Source organism: Streptomyces sp. NBC_00386 (assembly GCF_036063235.1).
In the GTDB taxonomy this organism is placed as follows: domain Bacteria; phylum Actinomycetota; class Actinomycetes; order Streptomycetales; family Streptomycetaceae; genus Streptomyces.
The window spans coordinates 4,552,777-4,575,411 of the sequence record NZ_CP107950.1 but is presented as its reverse complement, the minus strand read 5'-3'; the positions used below and the strand labels follow the sequence as shown (position 1 = coordinate 4,575,411).

17 protein-coding genes are annotated in these 22,635 nt (G+C 72.0%); 5 read left to right on the top strand and 12 right to left on the bottom strand.

Features of this window, described 5'->3' with window-relative positions:
* Window positions 1-12: 12 nt before the first annotated feature.
* Both OG780_RS20120 and OG780_RS20115 read right to left on the bottom strand, forming a co-directional pair.
* Entirely contained in the window at window positions 13-1,626 is a 1,614-nt protein-coding gene (locus OG780_RS20120) for an ABC transporter permease (protein WP_328450128.1), read from the bottom strand.
* On the bottom strand, window positions 1,623-2,618 hold the full coding sequence (locus tag OG780_RS20115) for an ABC transporter ATP-binding protein (protein ID WP_328450126.1): 996 nt from the start codon (window positions 2,616-2,618) through the stop codon (window positions 1,623-1,625). Before OG780_RS20115 ends, OG780_RS20120 begins: the two co-directional genes overlap by 4 nt.
* A gap of 102 nt (window positions 2,619-2,720) precedes the next feature.
* Here OG780_RS20115 and OG780_RS20110 point away from each other — a divergent pair, with 102 nt between their 5' ends.
* A complete protein-coding gene (locus OG780_RS20110; RefSeq protein ID WP_328450124.1) occupies window positions 2,721-3,221 on the top strand; it encodes a GbsR/MarR family transcriptional regulator in 501 nt (166 codons plus the stop codon).
* A gap of 236 nt (window positions 3,222-3,457) precedes the next feature.
* Here the strand turns inward: OG780_RS20110 and OG780_RS20105 are convergent, their stop codons facing one another.
* Complete coding sequence (locus OG780_RS20105) at window positions 3,458-4,315, bottom strand: diacylglycerol kinase family protein (protein ID WP_328450122.1); 858 nt, start codon at window positions 4,313-4,315, stop codon at window positions 3,458-3,460.
* Window positions 4,316-4,515: 200 nt separating this feature from the next.
* On the opposite strand from OG780_RS20105, the gene OG780_RS20100 reads away from it, so the two are divergent.
* Window positions 4,516-5,799 carry an adenylosuccinate synthase gene (locus tag OG780_RS20100; protein WP_328450120.1) on the top strand — a complete coding sequence of 428 codons (1,284 nt, stop codon included), beginning with the start codon at window positions 4,516-4,518 and terminating at the stop codon, window positions 5,797-5,799.
* A 119-nt stretch (window positions 5,800-5,918) separates the two neighbouring features.
* On the opposite strand, the gene OG780_RS20095 is transcribed toward OG780_RS20100, so the two are convergent.
* The 5 genes from OG780_RS20095 to OG780_RS20075 all read right to left on the bottom strand — a co-directional run bounded on the left by OG780_RS20095 (window position 5,919) and on the right by OG780_RS20075 (window position 13,035).
* Window positions 5,919-7,745 (bottom strand): RICIN domain-containing protein, encoded by a 1,827-nt coding sequence (locus OG780_RS20095; protein ID WP_328450118.1) that lies wholly within the window; start codon window positions 7,743-7,745, stop codon window positions 5,919-5,921.
* Between the two features lie 38 nt (window positions 7,746-7,783).
* Window positions 7,784-8,605 carry a carbohydrate ABC transporter permease gene (locus tag OG780_RS20090; RefSeq protein ID WP_328450116.1) on the bottom strand — a complete coding sequence of 274 codons (822 nt, stop codon included), beginning with the start codon at window positions 8,603-8,605 and terminating at the stop codon, window positions 7,784-7,786.
* A complete protein-coding gene (locus OG780_RS20085; protein WP_328450114.1) occupies window positions 8,602-9,492 on the bottom strand; it encodes a carbohydrate ABC transporter permease in 891 nt (296 codons plus the stop codon). Before OG780_RS20085 ends, OG780_RS20090 begins: the two co-directional genes overlap by 4 nt.
* A 313-nt stretch (window positions 9,493-9,805) precedes the next feature.
* Window positions 9,806-11,044, bottom strand: a complete 1,239-nt coding sequence (locus tag OG780_RS20080; protein ID WP_328450112.1) for a sugar ABC transporter substrate-binding protein — start codon at window positions 11,042-11,044, stop codon at window positions 9,806-9,808.
* A gap of 53 nt (window positions 11,045-11,097) precedes the next feature.
* The gene (locus OG780_RS20075) at window positions 11,098-13,035 is read right to left on the bottom strand and encodes a glycoside hydrolase family 127 protein (RefSeq protein ID WP_328450110.1); all 1,938 of its coding nucleotides are present in this window, start codon (window positions 13,033-13,035) and stop codon (window positions 11,098-11,100) included.
* Between the two features lie 343 nt (window positions 13,036-13,378).
* On the opposite strand from OG780_RS20075, the gene OG780_RS20070 reads away from it, so the two are divergent.
* On the top strand, window positions 13,379-14,449 hold the full coding sequence (locus OG780_RS20070; protein ID WP_328450108.1) for a LacI family DNA-binding transcriptional regulator: 1,071 nt from the start codon (window positions 13,379-13,381) through the stop codon (window positions 14,447-14,449).
* A 180-nt stretch (window positions 14,450-14,629) separates the two neighbouring features.
* Here the strand turns inward: OG780_RS20070 and OG780_RS20065 are convergent, their stop codons facing one another.
* The 3 genes from OG780_RS20065 to OG780_RS20055 form a co-directional block, all read right to left on the bottom strand.
* Complete coding sequence (locus OG780_RS20065) at window positions 14,630-15,280, bottom strand: hypothetical protein (protein ID WP_328450106.1); 651 nt, start codon at window positions 15,278-15,280, stop codon at window positions 14,630-14,632.
* Between the two features lie 204 nt (window positions 15,281-15,484).
* The gene (locus OG780_RS20060) at window positions 15,485-16,180 is read right to left on the bottom strand and encodes a GntR family transcriptional regulator (RefSeq protein WP_328450104.1); all 696 of its coding nucleotides are present in this window, start codon (window positions 16,178-16,180) and stop codon (window positions 15,485-15,487) included.
* Window positions 16,181-16,372: 192 nt separating this feature from the next.
* Window positions 16,373-17,728, bottom strand: coding sequence for an aspartate aminotransferase family protein (locus OG780_RS20055; protein WP_328450102.1), 1,356 nt, complete (start codon window positions 17,726-17,728; stop codon window positions 16,373-16,375).
* A 260-nt stretch (window positions 17,729-17,988) separates the two neighbouring features.
* On the opposite strand from OG780_RS20055, the gene OG780_RS20050 reads away from it, so the two are divergent.
* Window positions 17,989-20,055 carry a serine/threonine-protein kinase gene (locus OG780_RS20050; RefSeq protein WP_328450100.1) on the top strand — a complete coding sequence of 689 codons (2,067 nt, stop codon included), beginning with the start codon at window positions 17,989-17,991 and terminating at the stop codon, window positions 20,053-20,055.
* 167 nt (window positions 20,056-20,222) lie between these two features.
* Window positions 20,223-21,755: a substrate-binding domain-containing protein gene (locus tag OG780_RS20045; RefSeq protein WP_328450098.1), complete on the top strand. Its 1,533-nt coding sequence runs from the start codon at window positions 20,223-20,225 to the stop codon at window positions 21,753-21,755.
* A 17-nt stretch (window positions 21,756-21,772) separates the two neighbouring features.
* On the opposite strand, the gene OG780_RS20040 is transcribed toward OG780_RS20045, so the two are convergent.
* A complete protein-coding gene (locus tag OG780_RS20040; RefSeq protein ID WP_328450096.1) occupies window positions 21,773-22,516 on the bottom strand; it encodes an SLATT domain-containing protein in 744 nt (247 codons plus the stop codon).
* Window positions 22,517-22,635: the final 119 nt, after the last annotated feature.

Here is a 22,635-nt window from a genome sequence, read left to right as displayed (position 1 = left end):
GCGGCCCGCCTCTCATGTCGCCAGGTCGCGGCGGCGCAGGGACACCAGTCCCGCTGCCGTCAGGGCCACAGCGATCGCGGTGAGGACGAGGACCGGTGTCCAGGCCATGTTTCCGCCCGGCAGCTTCGGCAGGTGGCCGAAGGGGGAGAGGTCCATGACGGCCTGCGGGATCTTCAGGGCGGGCCCGATCCAGCCGAGGAGGAGGGCGAGGCCCGCCGCGGCCCAGGCACCGGGGGCGATCCGGGGGGAGAGGCCGTGGAGCAGGACGGCGAGGCCGCCCAGGGTCCAGACCGCCGGGACCTGGACCAGGCAGGCGCCGAGGATGGCGCCGAGCTCGGCGCCGTAGCCGAGAGCGAGGCCCAGCCCGCCGAGCAGCATGATCAGGACCGTGCCGCCGAAGGCGAGGACGAGGTGTCCGCCGGCCCAGCGCAGCCGGCCGACGGCGGCGGCGAGGAGGGGTTCGGCGCGCTGCGAGGTCTCCTCGCCGTGCAGCCGCAGCACGGAGGCGACGATGTAGAGCGCGGCGACCATGCCCAGCATGTTCACCATGGCGGCGAGGAACGCGTCGGTGATCCCGGCCTGCCCGCCCATCCGCTCGATGATCTCGCGGGTCTTCGCGTTGTCGCCGACCAGGTCCGCGGCCCCCTTCGTGATGCCGCCGAACGCGGCGCCCGCCGCGAGGAATCCGAGGCTCCAGCCGAGCACCGCGCCGCGCTGGAGACGCCAGGCCAGCGCCCCGGCCGTGCCGAGGCGTCCGGTCGCGGGTCCCGGCCGGGTGGGCAGGAAGCTCATGCCCACATCGCGCCGCCCGGCGAGCGCGTAGGCCGCGGCGCCCTGGGCGGCGACGGCGGCGGCGAACAGCAGCAGGACCCACCAGCGTTCGTCCGCGAAGGCGCGGACGTTCTCCAGCCAGCCCACCGGTGAGATCCAGGTCAGCGCCGACGAGCCGTCGTCGGTCGCGGAGTCGCCCGCCGCCCTGAGGACGAAGGCGGCGCCGATCAGCCCGCCCGTCAGTCCCTTGGCGAGCCGCGCGCTCTCCGTCAGCTGGGCGACGATCGCGGCCATGGTCGCGAAGACCATCCCGGTCGCGCCGATCGCGAGCCCCAGCGCCAGGGCCCCGGCACCGCCCTGTCCGGCGAGGCCGATCGTGATGAGGAGGGCGAGAACGCCGTTGGCGACGAGCGCCGCGAGCAGGGCGGCGGTCAGCGGCGCCCGCCGTCCGACCATCGCGGCGGAGACGAGTTCCTGGCGTCCGCTCTCCTCCTCGTCCCGGGTGTGCCGTACGACGACGACCAGGCTCATGACGGCGGCGAGCACTCCGGCGTAGGCGCCGATGCGCCAGGCGGTGAGTCCGCCGAGCGAGTCGCCGAACACCGGTCCGTAGGTGGCGCGCAGGGAGCTGTTGGCGAGCATCTGCCGTGCCAGGGAGGCGCGTTCGGCCGGGGTGCTGTAGACGGACTTCAGCGAGGCCGGCAGGGAGAGCACCATCAGGGCGATGACGCCGATCCACAGCGGCATCACCACCCGGTCGCGGCGCAGCGCGAAGCGCAGCAGGGTTCCGGTGCCGGCCAGGGGGCGGGAGCCGCCGACGCGTGCGGCGAAGGGGCCGGCGGTCGTGGCGGTCATCGGGCCATCGCCCCTTCCTCGGATCCGTCGGCCCGTACGTCGTCCTGGTAGTGCCGCAGGAACAGCTCCTCCAGGGTCGGCGGGGTCGAGGTCAGGGACCGTACGCCGGAGTCGGTCAGCGACCGCAGGACCGCGTTCAGCTTGTCGCTCTCGACGTGGAACCGGACCCGGCAACGGACGCCGTCCTGCCGGACCCCGGTGTCCTGGACGTCCAGTTCGTGGACTCCGGGCAGGGACGCCAGTCCGTTCGGCGGGCCGGTGAGTTCGGCGGTGACGCTGGTGCGCGTGAGGTGGCGCAGATCGGCGAGGGAGCCGCTCTCGACGGTCCGGCCCTTGCGGATGATGCTGACGCGGTCGCAGAGCTCCTCGACCTCGCTCAGGATGTGCGAGGACAGCAGGATCGTGCGGCCCCGGTCGCGTTCCTCCCGGACACACTTCTGGAAGACCTCTTCCATCAGCGGGTCGAGGCCGGAGGTCGGCTCGTCCAGGATGAGCACGTCGACGTCGGAGGCGAAGGCGGCGACGAGGGCGACCTTCTGGCGGTTGCCCTTCGAGTAGGTGCGCCCCTTCTTGGTGGGGTCGAGTTCGAAGCGCTCGATCAGCTCGGCGCGCCGCGCCGGGTCGAGGCCGCCGGTCCGCCCGCCGCCCGGTCCGCCGCGCCGGGCGCGGCCCCCGTCGTGCAGCCGCCCGTAGAGATCGATGACCTCGCCGCCGGAGAGGTTGCGCCACAGGGTGACGTCTCCGGGGACGTAGGCGACCCGGCGGTGCAGTTCGACGGCGTCCGCCCACGGGTCCATGTCCAGCATCCGGGCCGTGCCCGAGTCGGCGCGCAGCAGGCCGAGCAGGACCCGGATGGTGGTGGACTTCCCGGAGCCGTTGGGGCCGAGGAAGCCGTGCACCTCACCGGCCTCGACCTCCAGGTCCAGACCGTCCAGTGCGTGCGTCCTGCCGAACGACTTGTGCAGTCCGGCGACGCTGATTGCCTTCGTCATGACCCGAACGTACGCTTCTTTCAGAAATTTGTGAAGTTAAGGAAACGTATAAATCCTGGATACACTCGACGGTGACGCGTGAGCAGGGGAGATGATCGACAGATGGCGGAACCGAGTGCGGCGGAGCGGGACCCGGAGGCGGTCTCACGGTTCGTCGAGGGCTTCGCGGCCCAGCTCGTCGAGGCCGGCATGCAGCGGATGCCCGCCCGCGTCTTCGCCGCCCTGCTGGCCTCCGACTCCGGTGCCATGACCTCCGCCGAACTCGGCGAACAGCTCCAGGTCAGTCCCGCCGCCGTCTCCGGCGCGGTGCGCTATCTCGCGCAGCAGCACATGGTCTCGCGCGAGCGGGAGCCGGGCTCACGGCGCGAGCGGTACCGCGTGCACAGCAACCAGTGGTACGAGGCGCTGACCAACCGTGACGCGGTGCTCAAGCGCTGGGAACTCGCCCTGCGCGCCGGTGTCGACTCCCTCGGTTCCACGACCCCCGCCGGGCGGCGGCTCTCCGAGACCCTCGCGTTCTTCGAGTTCGTCGACGGTGAGGTCGCCGCGATGATGGAACGCTGGCGCGCCCACCGCGAGACGCTGTTCGGCGACGACGTCTGACCACCGGACCGCTCCCGGTCCCGCCGGAGGACCCCGCCTCCGTCCCCCAAAACACCCGCCCCGGTTCCGCCGGAGCACCCGCCTCCGGCCCGCCGGAACACCCGCCCCGGTCGCGTCGGAGCACCCGCCCCTTCCCGCCGGAGCGGATCCGCGTTCCGTCCCGCCACCCGGTCGCCAGGGCGCTGGGGCCACCGGGGCGGCCAGGGGCCCGCCCCCGCCTCCCGCCCCTCACACCGTCAGGGTGTCGCCGGCAGGGTCAGGCCCCAGGCCGACTCCCGTACCGTCCACGTCCGGGTCCGCACCGGGCCGCTCACCACGGAGTCCGCGCCGTAGCGGAAGTCGGCGCCGGAGACGGTGACCTTGTGGCCCAGCAGCCGCAGGGGCGAGGACCCGGCCCCCACGGACGCCGCGCGGACCTCGATCTCGGCGCCGGTGCCCGAGCCCCCCGGTGTCACCGACACGGTTTCCACGGGCTGGTCCAGGTCCACCACGCACACCCCGTCGACCTCGATCCGCAGCCGGGAGGGCCCCGTCGCCGGTGCGGAGGCGAGCCGGGACGGCCGGGAGGCGATGGTCCGTACCAAGGACTGGCAGGTGCGCAGCCACGGACGCGCGCCGGCTTCCTCCCCGGGCACTCCCACGGGCACCGGAGCGGACGGCCGGGAGGGCAGCGAGGGGATGCGCAGCGCGCCGAGCACCACACCGTCACTGTCGTCCACGAGCAGGTCGAGCCGCCGTTCGGCCCCGTCGAGGACCGCCCTGGCCGCCGCGACGGTTCCGATCGGCACCCCGAGCGAACGGGACAGCGACAGCGCACCGCCCACGGGCACGAAGGACAGCGCGCACGCGGCGAGTTCCCGCCGCCGGTGCAGCAGGGACACCGCCCGCAGCAGGGCACCGTCGTCACCGATGACGACGGGTCGGCGCGCACCCCGTCGGATCAGCGCCCGAGCGAATTCCTCGGGCCCTTCCGGGAGGCACACCTTCGTCGCCGCACCCGCGCTGAGCACGTCTTTCGCGATCCGGACGGACTCGCCGTCCGTCCGTCGGGCGACCGGGTCGATGACCACCAGGAGCTGGTCGGAAGCCGCCACCTCGGTCCTGCCTCGCTTCCTCGGGTAGCATCTTTCTGCAAGAGCCCCTTGCGCCTTTGCGCCAGGGGCTTCGTCTATTCCGGGGCATCCGGTCCGACGGTCGCGGCCAATGGTGGTCGCCGGTGTACGCAGCCGTAGCCACAAACGGCCACGTACGTCCCCGACCTTGGACATGCCCCGCCCGGAAGGGGTGTACGCCTGTGCCCGCACTTGTGCTGCTCGGTGCTCAGTGGGGTGACGAAGGCAAGGGAAAGGCCACCGATCTGCTCGGTGGATCCGTGGACTATGTGGTGCGCTATCAGGGCGGCAACAACGCCGGCCATACGGTAGTCGTTGGCGACCAGAAATACGCTCTCCACCTCCTCCCTTCCGGAATCCTCACGCCGGAGTGCACTCCGGTGATCGGCAACGGAGTCGTCGTCGACCCGTCCGTCCTGTTCTCCGAGCTGAACGGACTGAACGAGCGCGGCGTCGACACCTCCAAGCTGCTGATCAGCGGAAACGCTCACATCATCACGCCTTACAACGTCACTGTCGACAAGGTGACGGAACGCTTCCTCGGAAAGCGGAAGATCGGCACCACCGGGCGCGGAATCGGCCCGACCTACGCGGACAAGATCAACCGCGTGGGCATCCGCGTCCAGGACCTCTACGACGAGTCGATCCTCGTCCAGAAGGTCGAGGCGGCGCTGGAGGTCAAGAACCAGCTGCTCACCAAGCTCTACAACCGCCGCGCCATCGAGGCGAGCCAGGTCGTCGAGGAGCTGCTGGGCTACGCGGACCGGCTCAAGCCGTACGTCGCGGACACCGTCCTGATCCTCAACCAGGCGCTGGAGCAGGACAAGGTCGTGCTCTTCGAGGGCGGCCAGGGCACGCTCCTGGACATCGACCACGGCACGTATCCGTTCGTGACGTCGTCGAACCCGACCGCGGGCGGCGCCTGCACGGGTGCCGGCGTCGGCCCGACCAAGATCAGCCGGGTCATCGGCATCCTCAAGGCGTACACCACCCGGGTCGGCTCGGGTCCGTTCCCGACCGAGCTCTTCGACGCGGACGGCGAGGCGCTGCGGCGCATCGGCCACGAGCGCGGTGTGACGACCGGCCGTGACCGGCGCTGCGGCTGGTTCGACGCGGTCATCGCCCGCTACGCGACCCGCGTGAACGGTCTGACCGACTTCTTCCTCACCAAGCTGGACGTCCTGACCGGCTGGGAGGAGATCCCGGTCTGCGTGGCGTACGAGATCGACGGCAAGCGCGTCGAGGAACTCCCGTACTCCCAGACCGACTTCCACCACGCGAAGCCGATCTACGAGACCCTCCCCGGCTGGTCGGAGGACATCACCAAGGCGAAGACCTTCGGTGACCTCCCGAAGAACGCGCAGGACTACGTGAAGGCGCTGGAGGAGATGTCGGGCGCCCCGATCTCCGCGATCGGCGTCGGACCGGGCCGCACCGAGACGATCGAGATCAACTCGTTCATCTAGCGCGGAGCGGTATCCGCGGCGGTGCCCGAACCGGGTCCGCGGCGGTGTCCGAAGCGGTTGTTCCACGAGTGCGCCCCCGGCCGACATCCGGGGGCGTACCCGTACCCGGGGAGCCGGCCTCAGCGCGAGGTCAGCCTCCACAGGTGGTCGGCGGTGCCGTTGTCGTCCCACTGGAGGACCTGGGCGCCGGTGGAGGTGCTCATGCCGTTCACGCCGAGCAGCAGACCGCTGTTGTAGTTGGCGATCTTGTAGTAGCCGTCACCGGCCGGGATCAGCTGCCACAGGTGGTCGGCGGTGCCGTTGTCCGCCCAGATCAGCGCGGTCCCGCCGGCCGCCGTGCTCGCGTTCGTGATGCCGAGCAGCAGACCGCTCGCCTTGTTGGTGATCTTGTAGAGGCCGGATCCGGCGGAGGAGAGGGTCCACGACTGGCCGGCGCCGGTGGTGGACGTCGCCTGGACGACCGCGGTGCCCTGGGCCGTGCCCGCGCTCTGGGTGTCCAGGGCGAGGGCGCTGTTCCTGTTGGTGATCTGGTAGGTCCCGGCGAGCGAGGTGGAGCTGCCGCTGGGGGTGATCACCAGGTGGTAGCCGTCCGAGGCGTTCATGGCCACGGGCACGGTGACGGACCCGTTCGAGACCGTGTAGTCGGCCTCCGAGATCGTGTACGGCGCCGCGACGGCGGTGGTGCGGCCCTTGGACGGGGTGTACTCCAGCCTGGCGTGCACCGTGCTGCCGAACGCGGACAGCGAGCCCAGGCCCTTGACGGTCACGGCCGTCGAACCGGTGCCGCCGCCGAAGACGACGCTGATCTGCCGGCCGTCCCCGGTGCGGGACGCGGCTCCGTCGATGCCCGTCTGGGCCGGAGGCGTGGTGGGGACCATGCTGCCCGACATGTCGCCGTACCACTTGAAGAGCCAGTACGAGCCGTTGGGCGATCCGCCGGTGTCCGTGAGGGTGTCGCCGAGGGTGCCGTAGTGGTTCCAGAAGGCGAGCTCGGCGTCATGGACGCCCGTCCGCTCGAACTTGGCGACATACCCGACGAGTGAACCCGGCACCCCCACCTCCGTCGGCGTCCCGTACTCCTCGATGGAGATCGGCCGGGCGCTGATGCCGAGGCCGCTCTCCAGGGAGCGGTACGCCGCGACGTGCGCCGCGATGTCCTGGGAGCCCTGGAGTTCGTGCCAGGCGACGATGTCGGGGACGGTGCCGGCGGCCTTGGCGGCGGTGAGGAACGTGCTCATCCAGCTCTGGTTCCAGGCCGAGTGGCTGGGCCCCTGGATCGGCGTGGTGGTGTCCTTGGTGCGGACCTCCTTGAAGGTGCGCGTCCAGCCCGCCTCGAACGTACCGGCGTTCGTGGTGTCCCAGGTCCAGTCGGGTTCGTTCCACAGCTCGTAGGCGCGGATGTTCGTGGCCGAGGAAGACCTGACCGACGCGATCTGGGTGTCCACCGCGGACAGCCAGTTGCTCCAGCTCACCCACTTGTAGGGGAAGTTCGGGTACCAGTCGGGCATGCGGACGACGACCCCGGCGCCGGCCCGCGCCGCCTTGGAGGCCACCTTCAGCGCGTCGCCCCCGGGCGCGGGTTCGCCGTTGGGGAGCTGGGAACCACCCGGTGCCATCTGTACGAAGGTGTTCGGCTTGAGCGGGGTGACCAGGCTGTCGGCCGGGGTGCTCGCGTCGGCGAGGCCGTACAGACTGCCGCTCGCCGCATGGGTCACGGAGCGGAGGGTCTGGTCGGCGTTGACGACCAGGGTCGTGGCCGCGGTGGGGGCGGCCTGGGCGGGGGGTGCGGCGAGCAGGGCGGTGGTGGCCAGGGCGACGGCGCCCAGGGTGGCCAGGGCACGGGCGCGGTGGTGTCCGGCGGTCGGGGTCGGTACGGCGGTGGGGGTGGCCGGCGGGGTGATGCGTAACGTCCGGGTCGTGCGGCCTGAGCGGCTCGTGCGGCTCATGGTGGAGCCTCCTGGAGGTGGGAGCGGGTAACGCCTGCTCAGTCCTTCACGGCGCCCGCGGTCACACCCGCGGCCACATAGCGTTGCGCGAGGACGAGCAGGACAGTGGCGGGGACGGACGCGACGACGGCGGTGGCCATGATCGCGTTCCATTCCTGGTTGTTGTTGCCGATGTAGTGGTAGATGCCGAGGGTGATGGGGCGCATGTCGCCGCCGCCGTCGAGGGTGTTGGCGAAGATGAAGTCGGACCAGGCCCACAGGAAGGCGAAGAGCGAGACCGTGACGATCGCGTTGCGGCTCACCGGCAGGACGACGGAGCGGAAGATCCGCCAGGTGCCCGCGCCGTCGATCCGGGCCGCGGAGATGAGTTCGCCGGGGATGCCCGACATGAAGGCGGCGAAGATCATGACGCCGAACGGCACGGAGATGGTGGAGTCCGCGACGATCAGGCCCCACCAGGAGTCGATCAGCCCGAGGTCGAGGAAGAACCCGTAGAAGCCCATCGCCATGACGATCCCCGGGATCATCTGGGCGACCAAGAGGGCGAGTCCGAGCGGGCCCGCGCCGGGCGGGCGCAGCCGGGCCAGGGAGTAGCCCGCCGGCGCGGCGAGTGCCAGCGTGAGGGCGACCGTGCCGAGGCCGATGAGCAGGCTGGTGCCCAGGTAGGGCAACTGGTCGTTCAGGACGGCCCGGTAGCCCTCGAAGGTGGGGTGCAGCGGGAACAGGTCGGGCGGGCTCTTGCGCATGTCGCGCTGCGGGGTGAGGGACACGTTCAGCATCCAGTACACCGGGAAGAGCATGAGAGCGGTGAGGGCGACGCCGATCACGGTGTGACGGCGGCCGGTCGTACGGGACTTCACGGCTCCTGCCTCCTCTGGACGCGGATGTGCAGCAGCCCGAAGGCGAGGGCGATGACGATGAGGATGTTGCCGACGGCGGCGCCGGGGCCGAACTTGGGCAGCAGGGTGCCGAATCCGAGCTGGTAGGACCAGGTCGCCAGGGTGGACGAGGAGTCGCCGGGGCCGCCCTTCGTCATGATCCAGATCAGGTCGAAGACCTTGAGGGTGTAGACGAGACCGAGCAGCAGAGTGATCGCCGAGACCGGGCGCAGCAGCGGGAACGTGATGCGGCGGAACTGCTGCCACGTGCCCGCTCCGTCCAGGGCGGCGGCCTCGTACAGCTCGGCGGGGATGTTCTGGAGGCCGCTGTACAGGATGACCAGGTTGAAGGGGATGCCGATCCAGATGTTGGCGACGATGACCGAGGTCAGCGCCCAGTGCGGTGAGGTGAGCCAGCCGACGGGGTCGACGCCGATCAGATGCAGGGCGTAATTCACCACGCCGGACTCGCTGTTGAACATCCAGGACCAGGTCGACGCCGACACGATCAGCGGCAGCAGCCAGGGGATCAGGAACAGTGCCCGCAGGGTGGGGGCCAGCGGGAAACGGCGGTCGAAGAAGACGGCGAGGGCGAGTCCGGCGGCGTACTGGACGGCGATGGAGGCGAAGGTGAAGATCATCGTGTGCCGCATCGCCGGGGCGAAGGACGGGTCGTCCAGGACCGTGCGGAAGTTGTCCCAGCCGCTGAAGGGGGCGTCGCCCGCGACGAAGGACCTGACCGTGTAGTCGCGCAGGCTCAGGTCGAGGTTGCGGTAGAGGGGATAGGCGTAGAAGGCGGCGAGGTACGCGGCCAGCGGCGCGAGAAAGGCCAGCGCCGTCAGCCGGCTCCGGCGATGGTGGGTGAGCATGCGGGGGCCTCTGCGGTTTCCGGGTGCGGTGTCGGTCCGGTGGGGGGTCGGGGCCGTGCCGGTACATCCGCCCGTCGCCGTTGGATCAGACGTCAGTCCGGGAGGGAGCCGCTGCTCGATCCGAACGTAAGCGACGGGCATGTGATGTACCGGCACGGCCCCTTCCGCCGGATCCCGGCTGCGGGTGTGCGGTGGCTCGGGCGCCGTTCCTCGCGGGCGTGATTTTCAGCCCCTCCGGCGTTTGAGGAGCGGGGTCCGGGGCGGAGCCCCGGGTACGGGTCGGGTAGGGGCGGAGGGGGCGAGGGAACGCCTGCTAGCCCTTGGACGCGGAGGTCTGGGCGTCGGACAGGGCGGCGGCGGGGGCCTTGGAGCCGGAGAGGGCGGCCTGGACGGCGGTCCACAACTGCTGGGAGATGGTGGGGTACTTGGTGCCCAGGCCGCCGCTCGTGCGGCCCCGCGCCGACGCCACCGCGTCCACCCACGGCCCGAGCTTCGCGTTCGCCTTGACCTGCTGGGCCTGGACCGCCGCGGTGGGTGCCACATAGGTCAGCGTCGTGTCGCTCGCCAGGAGGTTCTCGGCGCTGGTCAGACAGGTGACGATCTTCTTGGTGGTGTCGTAGCGGCCGGTGTCCTTCTGCACGGGAACGGTGACGAACTCCCCGCCGGTGGGGACCGGCGCCGAACCGCCTTTCTGCGCCGGGATGTTGACCACTCCGTACGGGAACCCGGCCTTCTCCGCGTTGGCGAGCTGCCAGGTGCCGTTCTCGCCGAAGGCGTAGTCCCCGGTGGCGAACTCCTGCCAGCTGGTGGTCTGGGTGTTGTTCAGTACGTCCTTGGGGGCGTAGCCCGCGTCGACCCACTGTTTCCACAGGGTGAGGGCGGCCACGCCCTTGGCGGAGTCGAGCCGGGTGAGGTCCGCGCCGGCGCCCCAGAACCAGGGCAGGAACTGGAAGCTGCCCTCCTCGGTGTTGATCGCCGAGAAGGTGATGCCCTTCTTGCCCGCCGCCTTGATCTGCTTGAGGGCCGCCGTCAGGGACGCCCAGTCCTTGATGCCGGCCGGGTCCACGTGCGCGGCGGAGAGGACGTCCTTGTTGTAGTAGAGGGCGAGGGTGTTGGCGCCGATGGGGACGCCGTAGGCCGCGTCGTCGAGGGTGCCCGCGCCGATGATGTTCTTCTGGATCGAGGCCGTGTCGAGCCCGAGGTCGCTGGTTCTGGTGAGGATGCCGGCCTCCACGAGGGTGGAGACGACCGGGTTGTCGACCAGCATCACGTCGGGCGCGTTGCCCTGCTGGGCGGCGAGCAGCGCCTTGTTGCCGAGGTCCGTGGTGTCGTACGCGGTGCGCTTGATCTTCACCCCGGCGCCGGTGCCGCAGGCGGTGACGCGCTTGCCCCAGTCGGACGAGGCGTCGAACTGCGGGTACGGGTCCCAGAAGGTGTACGTCGAGGACGTACCGGACGAGGAGGAGCCGGAGCCGCCGCCGCACGCGGTGACGGAGGCGAGGGCACAGGCGGTGGCTATGGCTGCGGTCAGGGTGCGGCGGGTGCTTCTCACGGGGTGACCTCGTTGTCGGGAGACGGGGAGAGAGGTGTGCGCGGGTGCGCGGATCAGGACGTGGGCAGCCAGACGCGCATCGCGCCGTCCTCGCGGTTGGCCCAGGCGTAGTAGGGGATCGCGGTGAGCTCGACCGGGTCCCCGGCCGGGGCCGCCGTGTGACCGGCGGGGCGGTAGGGCCACCAGGAGCCGTCGTCGGGGAGCTCGCGGCGGTGTCCGGCGGCCAGCACGGTGGTGACGCCGCCGAGCAGTTCGGGGCGCTGCTTGACGGCGAGCGGGCGGGCGGTGTCGAGGACGATGCCGTCCAGGCCGCCGCCCGGGTGGTCGGCCTGCTCCAGGCAGTACACGAGCGGGCCGCGTTCGATCGCCGCGCAGCCGCGTACGGCGTCCACGCGCGGGTCGGCGGCGGTGAGCCGGGCGTCCAGGGCGAGTTCGAGGATCACCCGGTCGCCGGGGGTCCAGGTCCGCTCCAGGCGCAGCCAGCCGTCCCGGACGGGCGCGTTCGTGCCGTCGTAGGTCCGTTCGCCGTCGTGGACGCGGAAGGAGCCGCACCACTGGGGGATGCGCAAGGAGAGGGTCCAGGGGGCGTCGGGCGTCTGCTCGACGGTGAGGGCGACCGTGCCGTGCCAGGGGTAGTCGGTCTCGGCGCGTACGACGACGGGGGCGCCGGCCCGTTCGGCACGGTACTCGCCGGTGACGTACTGGTGGATCTGGAGACCGTCCGGGCCGGTGGAGGCGAGGTAGTGCTCCAGGGAGGCCAGCAGACGCATGACGTTGGGCGGGCAGCAGGCGCAGCGGAACCAGCGGGTGCGGCGGGCCGACTGGTCGCCGCCGGGGTCGGTGTGGCCGTCGCGGACCTGGAGCGGGTTGACGTACAGCCAGCGCTCGCCGTCCAGGGAGACCCCGGCCAGGAAGCCGTTGTAGAGGGTGCGTTCGATCAGGTCGGCGTAGCGGGCCTCGCCGGTGAGCAGGGCCATGCGCCAGCTCCACTGGACGGAGGCGATGGCCGCGCAGGTCTCGCAGTAGGCGCGCTCGTTGGGGAGTTCGTAGGGATCGCCGAAGTCCTCCTCGTCGTGGTGCGCGCCGAGCCCGCCGGTGAGGTGGGTCTTCGTCGCCACCATGGCCTGCCACAACCGCTCGGTGGCCGCGCGGAGTTCGGCGTCGGCGGTCTCGGACGCCAGGTCCGCCGCCGCGGCCAGCAGATACAACTGCCGTACGGCGTGGCCCTCCACGGTGGTCGCCTCGCGCACCGGGACACGGTCCTGGCAGTAGGCCTCGCCGCCGAGCAGGCCGTGGCCGTGCCGGTCGACGAAGTAGCCGGCCAGGTCGAGGTAGCGGCGTTCGCCGGTCTCCCGGTAGAGCTCGACCAGGGCGGTCTCGATCTCGGGGTGGCCGTCGATGCCGTCCAGGGGTTTCCCGCTGTCCGGGACGCCGAACACCGTGTCGATGTGGTCGGCGAAACGGCGGGCCACGTCGAGGAGTTCGGGGCGCCCGGTGGTGCGGTGGTGGGCCACGGCCGCCTGGATGAGGTGGCCCGCGCAGTACAGCTCGTGGCCCCAGCGCAGATCCTGGTAGCGCTCGCCGTTCCCGCGCAGCTGGAACCACGTGTTGAGGTAGCCGTCGGGCTGCTGGGCCGCGGCGACCAGGGCGATGATCCGGTCCACCTCGGCGGCGAGGGCGCCCGTGGGCTCCCCGGCCAGCCGCCAGGCGGCGGCCTCCAGCCACTTGTAGACGTCGGTGTCGAGGAACGGGTACGCGCCCTGGAACACTCCCTCGGCCGTGCCCGCCGCCAGCCGCAGGTTGTGCAGGTTGCCCGCCGACTCCAGCAGGTCCGGGCCCTGGGGGACGGAGGTGCGCGCGTTGACCTCACGGCGGGTGTGCCAGAAGCCGCCGCCGATGGTGGCGGGCGCGGGGCGCAGTGCGCCACGGGCACCGGGAGTGGGGTGGACGGGTCCCGTGCCGGGGCGGGCGGCGGAGCGTGTGCGGGGCATGGTTCTCCGGTTCTCGTCGGAACGCGTTCGACAGGTCGTGACGTGTTCGAGGACGGGTACGGCAGGGCGCTCGGGTACAGGCAGGGGCGCGGCCGACTGCTCGACCACGGGCGGCACGGTGCTCGGGCGGGAGCCCGGCCGATTGCTCGGAGCTCGTTTGAGCAACCGTTTTCCTGCCCGAAAGTAGAGGGGAGGCGGCGGGAGGGGTCAAGGGTCGCGGCGCAATATTTTCTCTGCTGCTCCGGCTCTGGCTCGGATCCCTGGCCGCTGGCACGATGGGGTAGCCAATGTCGTCGACGAGGGCCGGTGCCGTCCTGGTCGACGCGAAGGAAAAGGATTGCCCGTGACTTCTGCTCCGCGTTCGTCCTTCGCAGGCCGGGCCAAGCTCGCCGACGTCGCCGCCCTCGCGGGGGTCAGTGTGGGCACGGCGTCGAAGGCGCTGAACGGCGGCGGGCGGATGCGGCCCGAGACCCGCCAGCGGGTTCTCGACGCCGTCGACTCGCTTGGCTTCCGGCCCAACCAGCACGCCCGGAACCTGCACACCGGCCGAAGCTGGACGGTCGGACTGATGACGACGGACGGCATCGGCCGCTTCTCCACCCCCGTGCTGCTCGGCGCCGAGGACGCGCTCGGCGCCGGGAAGATCTCCGTGCTGCTGTGCGACACCCGGGGCGACTCGATCCGTGAGCAGCACCATCTGCGCAACCTGATGGACCGCAGGGTGGACGGCATCATCGTCACCGGCCGCCGCACGGACCCGCGCCCGCCGCTCACGGGCGTCGACCCGATCCCCATCGTCTACGCGCTCTCCCCGTCCACCGACCCGGCCGACACCTCCGTCGTCTCCGACGACCGGGGTGGCGCCCGGCTCGCGGTGGAACACCTGCTGGCGGCGGGCCGCACCCGGATCGCGCACGTCACCGGCCCGGAGCACCACGCCGCCGCCCGCGACCGGGCCCGGCACGCGGCCGAGCACCTCGGGCGTTCCTCGCTGAGGCTTGCCACCGGACGCGTCCACTTCGGCGAGTGGAGCGAGGCATGGGGGCGCCGGGCCGCCGACGCGGTGCTGCGCACGGCCCCGGACACCGACGCCTTCTTCTGCGGCAACGACCAGATCGCCCGGGGTGTCGCCGACGCGCTCCGCGAGCGGGGTGTGGACGTTCCCGGTGACATCGCCGTCGTTGGCTACGACAACTGGGACACCATGGCGCTGGCCTGCCGTCCGCCGCTGACCACCATCGACATGGACCTCAGCGAGATCGGCCGGATCGCCGCGCTGCGCCTCCTGGAGGCCATCGACGCCGACGCCGAGACCGAGACCGGTACCGAGGACGACGCCGGGGACGGCGAGGAGCCGGGGCGCGGGGGCGTCCACACGGTTCCCTGCCGGCTTGTGGTGCGCGAGTCGAGCTGACGGGTCGGATTTCCGCTTCCGGTCCGGTCCGGCTCGCTCGGTGCGCCGGCCCTACGAGCGAGCACCCGCCCTACGAGCGCCCGCCCCAGCTGGGCTGACGACCGGCCGGGCGGACTCCGTCCCCGCCGGTGCGGGGCCACGCGGGCACGCGGCCGGGCCCCGCACCGTGGGACGGCCGGATCAGCTGAAGACGATCATGGAGCCCTGGGCGAGACTCCGGGTCGCGGCTGCGTGCAGGCCCAGCCAGACGTGACGCTCACGGGCGAAGGGGCTGGAGTCGTAGGGGGACGGAGCGGCGGGTTCCTCCAGCTCCGTCGGGGCGCTCGGGGGCTGTGGTGGGGCCGGCGGATTCGCCGGGTCGATGCCGATCGAGGGGGCCACGAACTCGAGTTCGCGCAGGAGAGCCTGGGACGAGCCCAACGGCCCGCCGCCCGCGAGGAGTTCGTCGTTGGCCAGCGGGTGCGGGAACTCCACCGGAACGTAGGCGCCCGCGTGGTCGTAGTGCCAGACCAGATGGGACTGCTGGGCGTTCGTCTCGAACATCTCCAGCAACTGCTCGTAGTCGCCGCCGAGTTCATCGACCGGCGCCACCGCGAGCCCGCACATCTGGAGCAGGTACGCGCGGCGCAGGAAGTGCAGCGCGTCGTAGTCGAAGCCGGCGACCGGGGCCACGTCACCCGACAGGCCCGGCATGTACGCGTACACCGGCACCGGGGGAAGCCCGGCCTCGGCGAGCACCTTGTCGTAGAGCGCCAGTTCCTCGGCGAAGGGGTTGTCGGGGGTGTGGCACAGCACGTCGACGAGCGGGACCAACCACAGGTCACAGGCCAACAGACGGCTCCTCTTGCTCCTTGGGGTGCAGGGTGGTCAGGGCAGCGTAATGCGCGTGGCGGTCCTGTGAAGAGGCCGGTACGCAAGTAGGCCTCCCGATGGCCGGGGTCGACCGCTCCCCGGGGACACCTCCCCATCCCCCCGATCGCCCGCGGGGGGTGTCCTCAAACACGGGAACGGGACGATCCGCGTCCGGACCGCGGCTCAGGGGGCGTCGAGGCGCTCGATGAGGGTGAGCGCGTGCTCGTTGTACGCCGTCACGATCGCCCGCGCCCCGTCGGCGTCGCGGCGCGCGAGGGCGTCCACCAGCTCGGTGTGGCCGGACCACAGATGGCCCTTGAGATCGGAGACGTGGCGCAGATGCTGGACCGTGCAGACCCAGGACTGGACCCGCATCCGGTGCAGGAAGTCGGCGAGATAGGCGTTGCCGAACAGGTTGCTGAGCTCGCGCCAGTAGCGGAGGTCGTAGCCGATGAGGATCTTCAGGTCGCCGGCGGTGGCCGCGCGCTGGGCCTCCTCGCCGCGGCGCCGGACGGCCGCGAGCTGGGCGAGCGCGCGGGGGTCGTCCGCCTGGGGCATGCCGGTGGCCACGAGGCTCTGGAACATGCCCTCCGTGATCAGACTGCGCGCCTCGATCATGCCGCGGTAGTCGGCGCCCGAGTACTCGTGGACGCGGAAGCCGCGGTGCTGGTCGGCGTCCAGGAGGCCCTGGGCCGACAGGTCGACCAGGGCCTCGCGGACCGGGGTGGCGGACACGCCGTACTGCTCGGCGATCTCCTTCACCGTGAACTCCTGGCCCGGCCGGAGGCGACCCCCGAGCACCTCGTCACGGAGCGCGTCCGCGATCTGCTGCCGCAGGGTGCTGCGTGTTACGGCGCCACTGCCGCCGATGCCGGCCATGGTGGTGGTCTCACTCCCCGTCGCGTGGGTTGGGTGCGCGTATCTACTCGCGTATCTCTACGAGCAGGACACCATACGCCGTGGGGGCCGGCGGACGGACTCCCCGGCACCCCCGAAGGGGCGCGGGGAACCGGTACGGCCGACCCACCAGGGACGGGAACCCCCTGAGGCCTGTCAGACAGGCCCCGGACCTCACACCGTGTGCTCGTCCGCCACCGACAGTGCCGCGTCCAGGGCCGCCAGGCCCTCCTTGGCCTCGGCCTCGGTGATGTTGCACGGCGGTACGACGTGGGTGCGGTTCATGTTGATGAAGGGCCACAGACCGCGGGCCTTGGCCGCGGCACCGAACGCCGCCATCGGCGCGTTCGCCTCGCCCGACGCGTTGTACGGGACCAGCGGCTCCCGGGTCTCCCGGTTCTTCACCAGCTCCAGCGCCCAGAAGACACCCGTGCCGCGCACCTCGCCGACACTCGGGTGCCGCTCGGCCAGGTCGCGCAGCCCCGGGCCGAGGACGGTCTCGCCGATGGAGGCCGCCTGGCCGACGATCCCCTCCTCCTCCATGACGTTGATCGTCGCGACGGCGGCGGCGCAGGCCAGCGGGTGCCCGGAGTAGGTGAGCCCGCCCGGGTAGGGCCGCCTGGCGAAGGTCTCGGCGATGGCGGCGGAGATCGCCACGCCGCCCAGCGGCACATAGCCGGAGTTCACGCCCTTGGCGAAGGTCATCAGGTCCGGCGTCACCTCGTAGTGGTCCGCGGCGAACCACTTGCCGGTGCGGCCGAACCCGGCCATGACCTCGTCCAGGATGAAGACGATTCCGTAGCGGTCGCAGATCTCCCGCACCCCGGTCAGGTAGCCGGCCGGCGGCGTCATGATCCCCGCGGTGCCCGGGATCGTCTCCAGGATCAGGGCCGCTATGGTCCCCGGTCCCTCGAAGGCGATGGTGTCCTCAAGGTGCTGGAGCGCGCGCTCGCACTCCTGCCGCTCGCTGTCGGAGTGGAAGGGGCTGCGGTACAGGAACGGCGCCCAGAAGTGGACGACACCGGCCGCGCCGCTGTCGTTCGGCCAGCGCCGGGGGTCGCCCGTGAGGTTGATCGCCGTGGAGGTGGCCCCGTGGTACGAGCGGTAGGCGGAGAGCACCTTCGGACGGCCGGTGTGCAGCCGGGCCATCCGCGTGGCGTTCTCGACGGCCTCCGCGCCGCCGTTGGTGAAGAAGATCTTGTCCAGGTCGCCCGGGGTCCGCTCGGCGATCAGCCGGGCCGCCTCCGAACGCGCCTCGACGGCGAAGGCCGGCGCGAACGTGGACAGGGTCGCGGCCTGTTCCTGGATCGCGGCGACGACCTTCGGGTGCTGGTAGCCGATGTTGGTGAAGACGAGCCCGCTGGTGAAGTCCAGATACCGCTTGCCTTCGTAGTCCCAGAAGTACGACCCCTCGGCGCCTGCGACGGCGAGCGGGTCGATGAGCTCCTGCGCGGACCAGGAGTGGAACACGTGCGCGCGGTCCGCGGCCTTCACGGCGGCGCCGGCCTGGGGGTTGGGCTGAGGGGTCATGCGGCGAAGCGTAAATGTCCGCCGGCCGGGCGCGACATCGGCGTCCTGTCTGCGGTCGGGGGCTTTCCGCGACAGTCTGTCGGGCTTGGCCGGGAGGCAGCCCGGGGCGGTCCCCGGCGGGGACGGCAAGGACAACGGTGGGACCCGTTACCAAAACGGCACCAGTCGTGACGGAACCGTGGACACTGCCCCGCCCGATGCCCGGTACGGCGCACTATCCTCGGTCTGTTGCACACGTACGGGGGAGGGTGGGCACTGCCATGGAGAACCTGGGGGCGGGGGATCCGCAGCAGATCGGGGCGTACCGGCTGCTGGCGAGACTCGGTGCCGGAGGGATGGGCCACGTCTATCTCGCACGGTCCGACCGGGGACGTACCGTCGCGGTCAAACTCGTCCGGCCGGAACTCGCCGAGCAGGAGGAGTTCCGGGCCCGCTTCCGCCAGGAGGTGCGGGCCGCGCGCCGGGTCGGCGGGCTGTGGACCGCACCCGTCCTGGACGCGGACACCGAGGCCCCGATCCCGTGGGTGGCCACCGGCTATGTCGCGGGGCCCTCGCTCCAGGCCGTCGTCGGACGCGACCACGGCGCGCTGCCCGAGCGTTCCGTGCGCATTCTCGCCGCGGGCCTCGCGCACGCGCTGAAGGACATCCACTCCGCGGGCCTCATCCACCGTGACCTCAAGCCCTCGAACGTCCTCGTCACCATCGACGGCCCCCGCGTCATCGACTTCGGCATCGCGCGCGCCTTGGAGACGCTGACCGAGGGCGGCCTCACCCACACCGGGGCCCTCGTCGGCTCACCCGGGTTCATGGCCCCCGAGCAGGTGCGCGGCGACCGCGTCACGCCGGCGTGCGACATCTTCTGCCTCGGCTCGGTCCTGTCGTACGCGGCCACCGGCGCCCTTCCGTTCGGCGCGGCCAACAGCGGTGTGCACGCCATGATGTTCCGCATCGCGCAGGAGGAGGCCGACCTCACGGGGGTGCCCGAGGGGCTGGCCGACCTCGTGCGGGACTGTCTGCGCAAGGATCCCGGCGCCCGGCCCGGTCTCGACGAGATCCTGGAGCGCACGGGCGCGGAGGAGACCGTCGCGGAAGGACGCACCCTCGACCCCTGGCTGCCCGGCTCGCTGGTGGCCCAGCTCGGGCGGCACGCCGTGCGGCTGCTGGACACGGAGAACCCGGACGGGGGACCGGAGCGGCCCCGGGCGGGTGCTCCGGCCGCCCTGCCGCCCGCGCCCGGTGCCGCCCCCGCCCTGCCGCCGGCACCCGTCGCCGCCCCCGATTTCTCCAAGCCCCCCACCGGCTCGCCCTCCGCCTCCTCCTCGGCTTCCGCCGCCTCCTCGACGCCCTCCGCCTCCTCCTCGGCGCCCGCCGCGTCCAGCGAGGCCTCCCCGGAGCACGCGCCCGCCGAGGGGGGCGCCAACCCGCCCCTTCCGGGGCAGCCCGGCCCCGTGAACCACCTCCCGACCGTGATCGCGGGCCCGGGCGCGACGCCTCCCCCGGCGGCGCCGGCCGGCCCGCACCCCGCGTACGGCTATCCGCAGCAGCACCCGCAGCCCCCCGTCCAGGGCCCGGCCCACCCCGCGTACGGCTACCCGCAGGCCGGCTGGGGCTCGGCCCAGCCGCCCTACGGCTCGACGCCTCCCTACGGTCCGGGTGCGGCCGCCCATCCGTACGGGCCCGGCGGCGCGACTCCGCCCTACGGCGCGACCCCTCCGTACGGTCCCGGCGTCGCCCCGCTCGGACCGGAGCCCCCGCACCGGAGCGGCCGGTCCACGGCCCTGCTCGTGGTCGTGGCCCTGGTCGTCGCGCTCGGCGCTGGCGGCAGCGTGTTCGCGCTGCTGAACGGCCGGGGCGGCGGAGGCGGCCAGGACGACCCCAAGGCGTCCGCCACGGCCTCCGGCGCGACGACACCGGGGCAGAGCGCGTCGCAGCCTCCGGCCACCGCCTCCGATTCGCCCAGCGACCCGGCGACACAGGGCGGCACCGTCCCGGAGGCGTTCCTCGGCACCTGGGACGCGGTCATCGACAACGACAGCGGACACCACACCCGCCGGATGACCATCCAGCAGGGCGAGGTCGGAGACCCGGTGCTGACGGTCACGGCGGACGGCGGCAACTACCACTGTGTCTTCCAGGCCGCCCTCGCCACGGCCCCGGGAGCCGGCGGTCCGCTGGAGATAGGCCCCTCTCAGGTCACCGTCGGGGAACCGCCGTCCTGCAAGCCGGGCGACGCCTCCGAGGTCACCCTCCTGCCGGACGGCCGGCTGCGGCGGGCGAAGACCGGCTCGGCGGCCGAGGCCGAGCTGACCTACACGAAGACCGGCTGAGCCCGGAACGCGCCGGGGGTTCCGCGGGCTGTGGCCCACGGGACCCCCCCCGGGAACGCTCCGGCCGCCGTACCGGCCACGGCCGTCGAAGTTCACTTCCCGTATGTGGGTTGTTTCCGGCCAGAGCCGTACGGTGACCGCACCGCAGGCTCGGGGGAGTGGCTCACGTGGAGTGGCTGAGCGCAGAGAACGTCGTGGCCGTCGGGACGGCCGTCATCGGTGTCGTCGCCTCCGCCGTGATGGTCTGGTACGAGCGCAGGGTGCCGCGCCGCAAGAGGGTCGGCTACCGCGTGCAGATGGACAATCCCATCGGCGACGACGTGCGCTCGGGACGCGCGAACGTACGGCTCGGGCTGTTCGACGAGGCCCCCGGCATGTCCGACGCCACCCTCGTGCTGCTGCGGATCGAGAACGACGGCTCGCAGAGCATCGCCGGGGACGACTACACGAGCCGTGAACGGCACGGACTGACCGCGGTGTTCACCGACCGCACCATCCGCGGTGTGTCCGTGACCCAGCCGCCCGGCACCGACCACCTGATGGACCACTTCACCCAGGCCGCCGGGCTCGGCTACGAGGACGGCACGCTGCGCATCCCGAGGGTCCCGCTCAACCGGGGCGAGCACTTCAAGCTGCTCGTCCTGCTGTCGGGCGGCGACGTGGGATGTCCGATACGGATCGTCGGCGGCATCCGGGACGGTGAGGTCCGGCCCAACCGCAGTACGACACCGGACGACCAGCCACCGCTGTTCAGCCGCGCGGCCCGGCTCATCACCGTGCTCCTGACGGTCTGCGTCGTCGCTCTCGCCCTGATCGTCGTCCTGCGCGACGACTCCCCGCCGCCGATCGGCTGCGCGCAGGGCACGCTGACCGTCACCGGCTCGACCGCCTTCGCGCCCGTGATGCGCGAGCTGGCCGAGAAGTACGAGCACGCCTGCCAGGGCTCCGCGATCACGGTGGACGCCCACGGCAGCACGGCCGGCGTGCGCGAACTCGACGCGGCGGGGCAGGCGTCGAAGAAGGGGTCCCCGGCCCTCGTCGCCCTCTCCGACGGTCCCAAGCCGGGTGTCTTCCCGCAGTTGCGGGAGAGCCGGATCGCGGTGTCGGTCTTCGCGCTGGTCGTCAACGACTCCGTCCCGGTCAGGAACCTGTCGCTGACCGACGTGCGGCGGCTGTACCGCGGCGAGATCAGGAACTGGAAGCAGCTCGGCGGACCCGACCGGCCCGTCCTGCTGGTCAGCCGGGACGCCAACTCCGGTACGCGGCAGGTGTTCCAGCGCCGGGTGCTCGGGCGCGGCGAGATCGCCAACTCCTCGCTGGACTGCGCCCACAAGGACGACGCGACGGCCCCGGTCGTGCGGTGCGAACTCGACTCCACCGAGCAGGTGCTGAACGCGGTGGCCGAGCTGCCCGGCGCGATCGGCTACAGCGAGCTCAACGGCGCCGCCGGCCACAAGAGGCTGCACAGGATCAGCCTCGACGGCCACACCGCCTCCGTCGAGGACCTGGAGCGCGGCACCTCGGACTATCCGTACCGCGAGATCGAGTACGCCTACACCTACGGACAGCCGCCCGCCGACTCCCTCGCCTCCAGCTTCCTCTCCTACATCACCCGGGGCAGCGGCCAGGACGTCGTCCGCACCCACGGACATCTCCCCTGCGGGACGCCGGTCGGGCTGAGGATCTGCGGAGCCGGCTGACGCCGTGGCACCGGCCGCTACCGGGGCTCGGGCGGGCGCTGGCGGGGCATGTTCGGGCGGGTTCCCGGCGGCAGCGGGGTGCGCCCGTTCAGCGGCGGTCCCTCGGGCCGGGGCGCTCCCGCCGACGACGACTGGATCCCCAGTGGCGCCGGTCCCGTGCGGAACTCCACCATCCAGTCCGCCGTCTCGGTGCGCACCAGTTCCGTGATGTCCTCCGAGAACCTCCGCAGCACCCCGATGCACCGGTCGGCCGCCTCGCTGGCCGTTCCGTCGGCGGGTCCGAGGACCTCCCGGACGCTCTCGGAGGCCCAGTCGAACTGAAGTGCCTGGAGCCGCCGTTGCACGGCCTGCGCGGTGGCCACGTCCCTTATCCATCCGGAGGTCACACCGAAGAACCGGTCGACGGCGACACAGGAGACCGCGAGCAGCAGCGCCAGATAGCCCCACGGAGCCGCCCCCCGCACCGCTCCGGTGAGGTCGAGCAGCGGCAGCGCGGCCCCGGCGACGGCCCCCAGCGTCGCGCCGGACCGCAGCACCCGCGCCGTCCGTCGCTTCCACACGCGGTCGGAGAGATACCAGGCGGCCGTGTCGAGCGCCCCCTGTTCCACCCAGCGGTAGAGCTCGTGGAGCCGCTCGGCGGGCTCCCCCCAGTCGCCGAGCGGAAAGGGCCGACCGGTCAGGTCACCCGGCCGCAGCCCCGCCGCGCCCTCGCTCCGCCCGTCCTGGAGCGGCCCCTCCGGCTGCATCTCCGGCTGACTCACCCGGCACTCCCTAGTTGACGACGGTGATGGGGACGACGCTGACGACCGTGACGACGGCGACGGCACCGACAGCGCGTGACGTCGTGTGACGCGTGGTGCGAATGCGCGGCCCCCTTCCT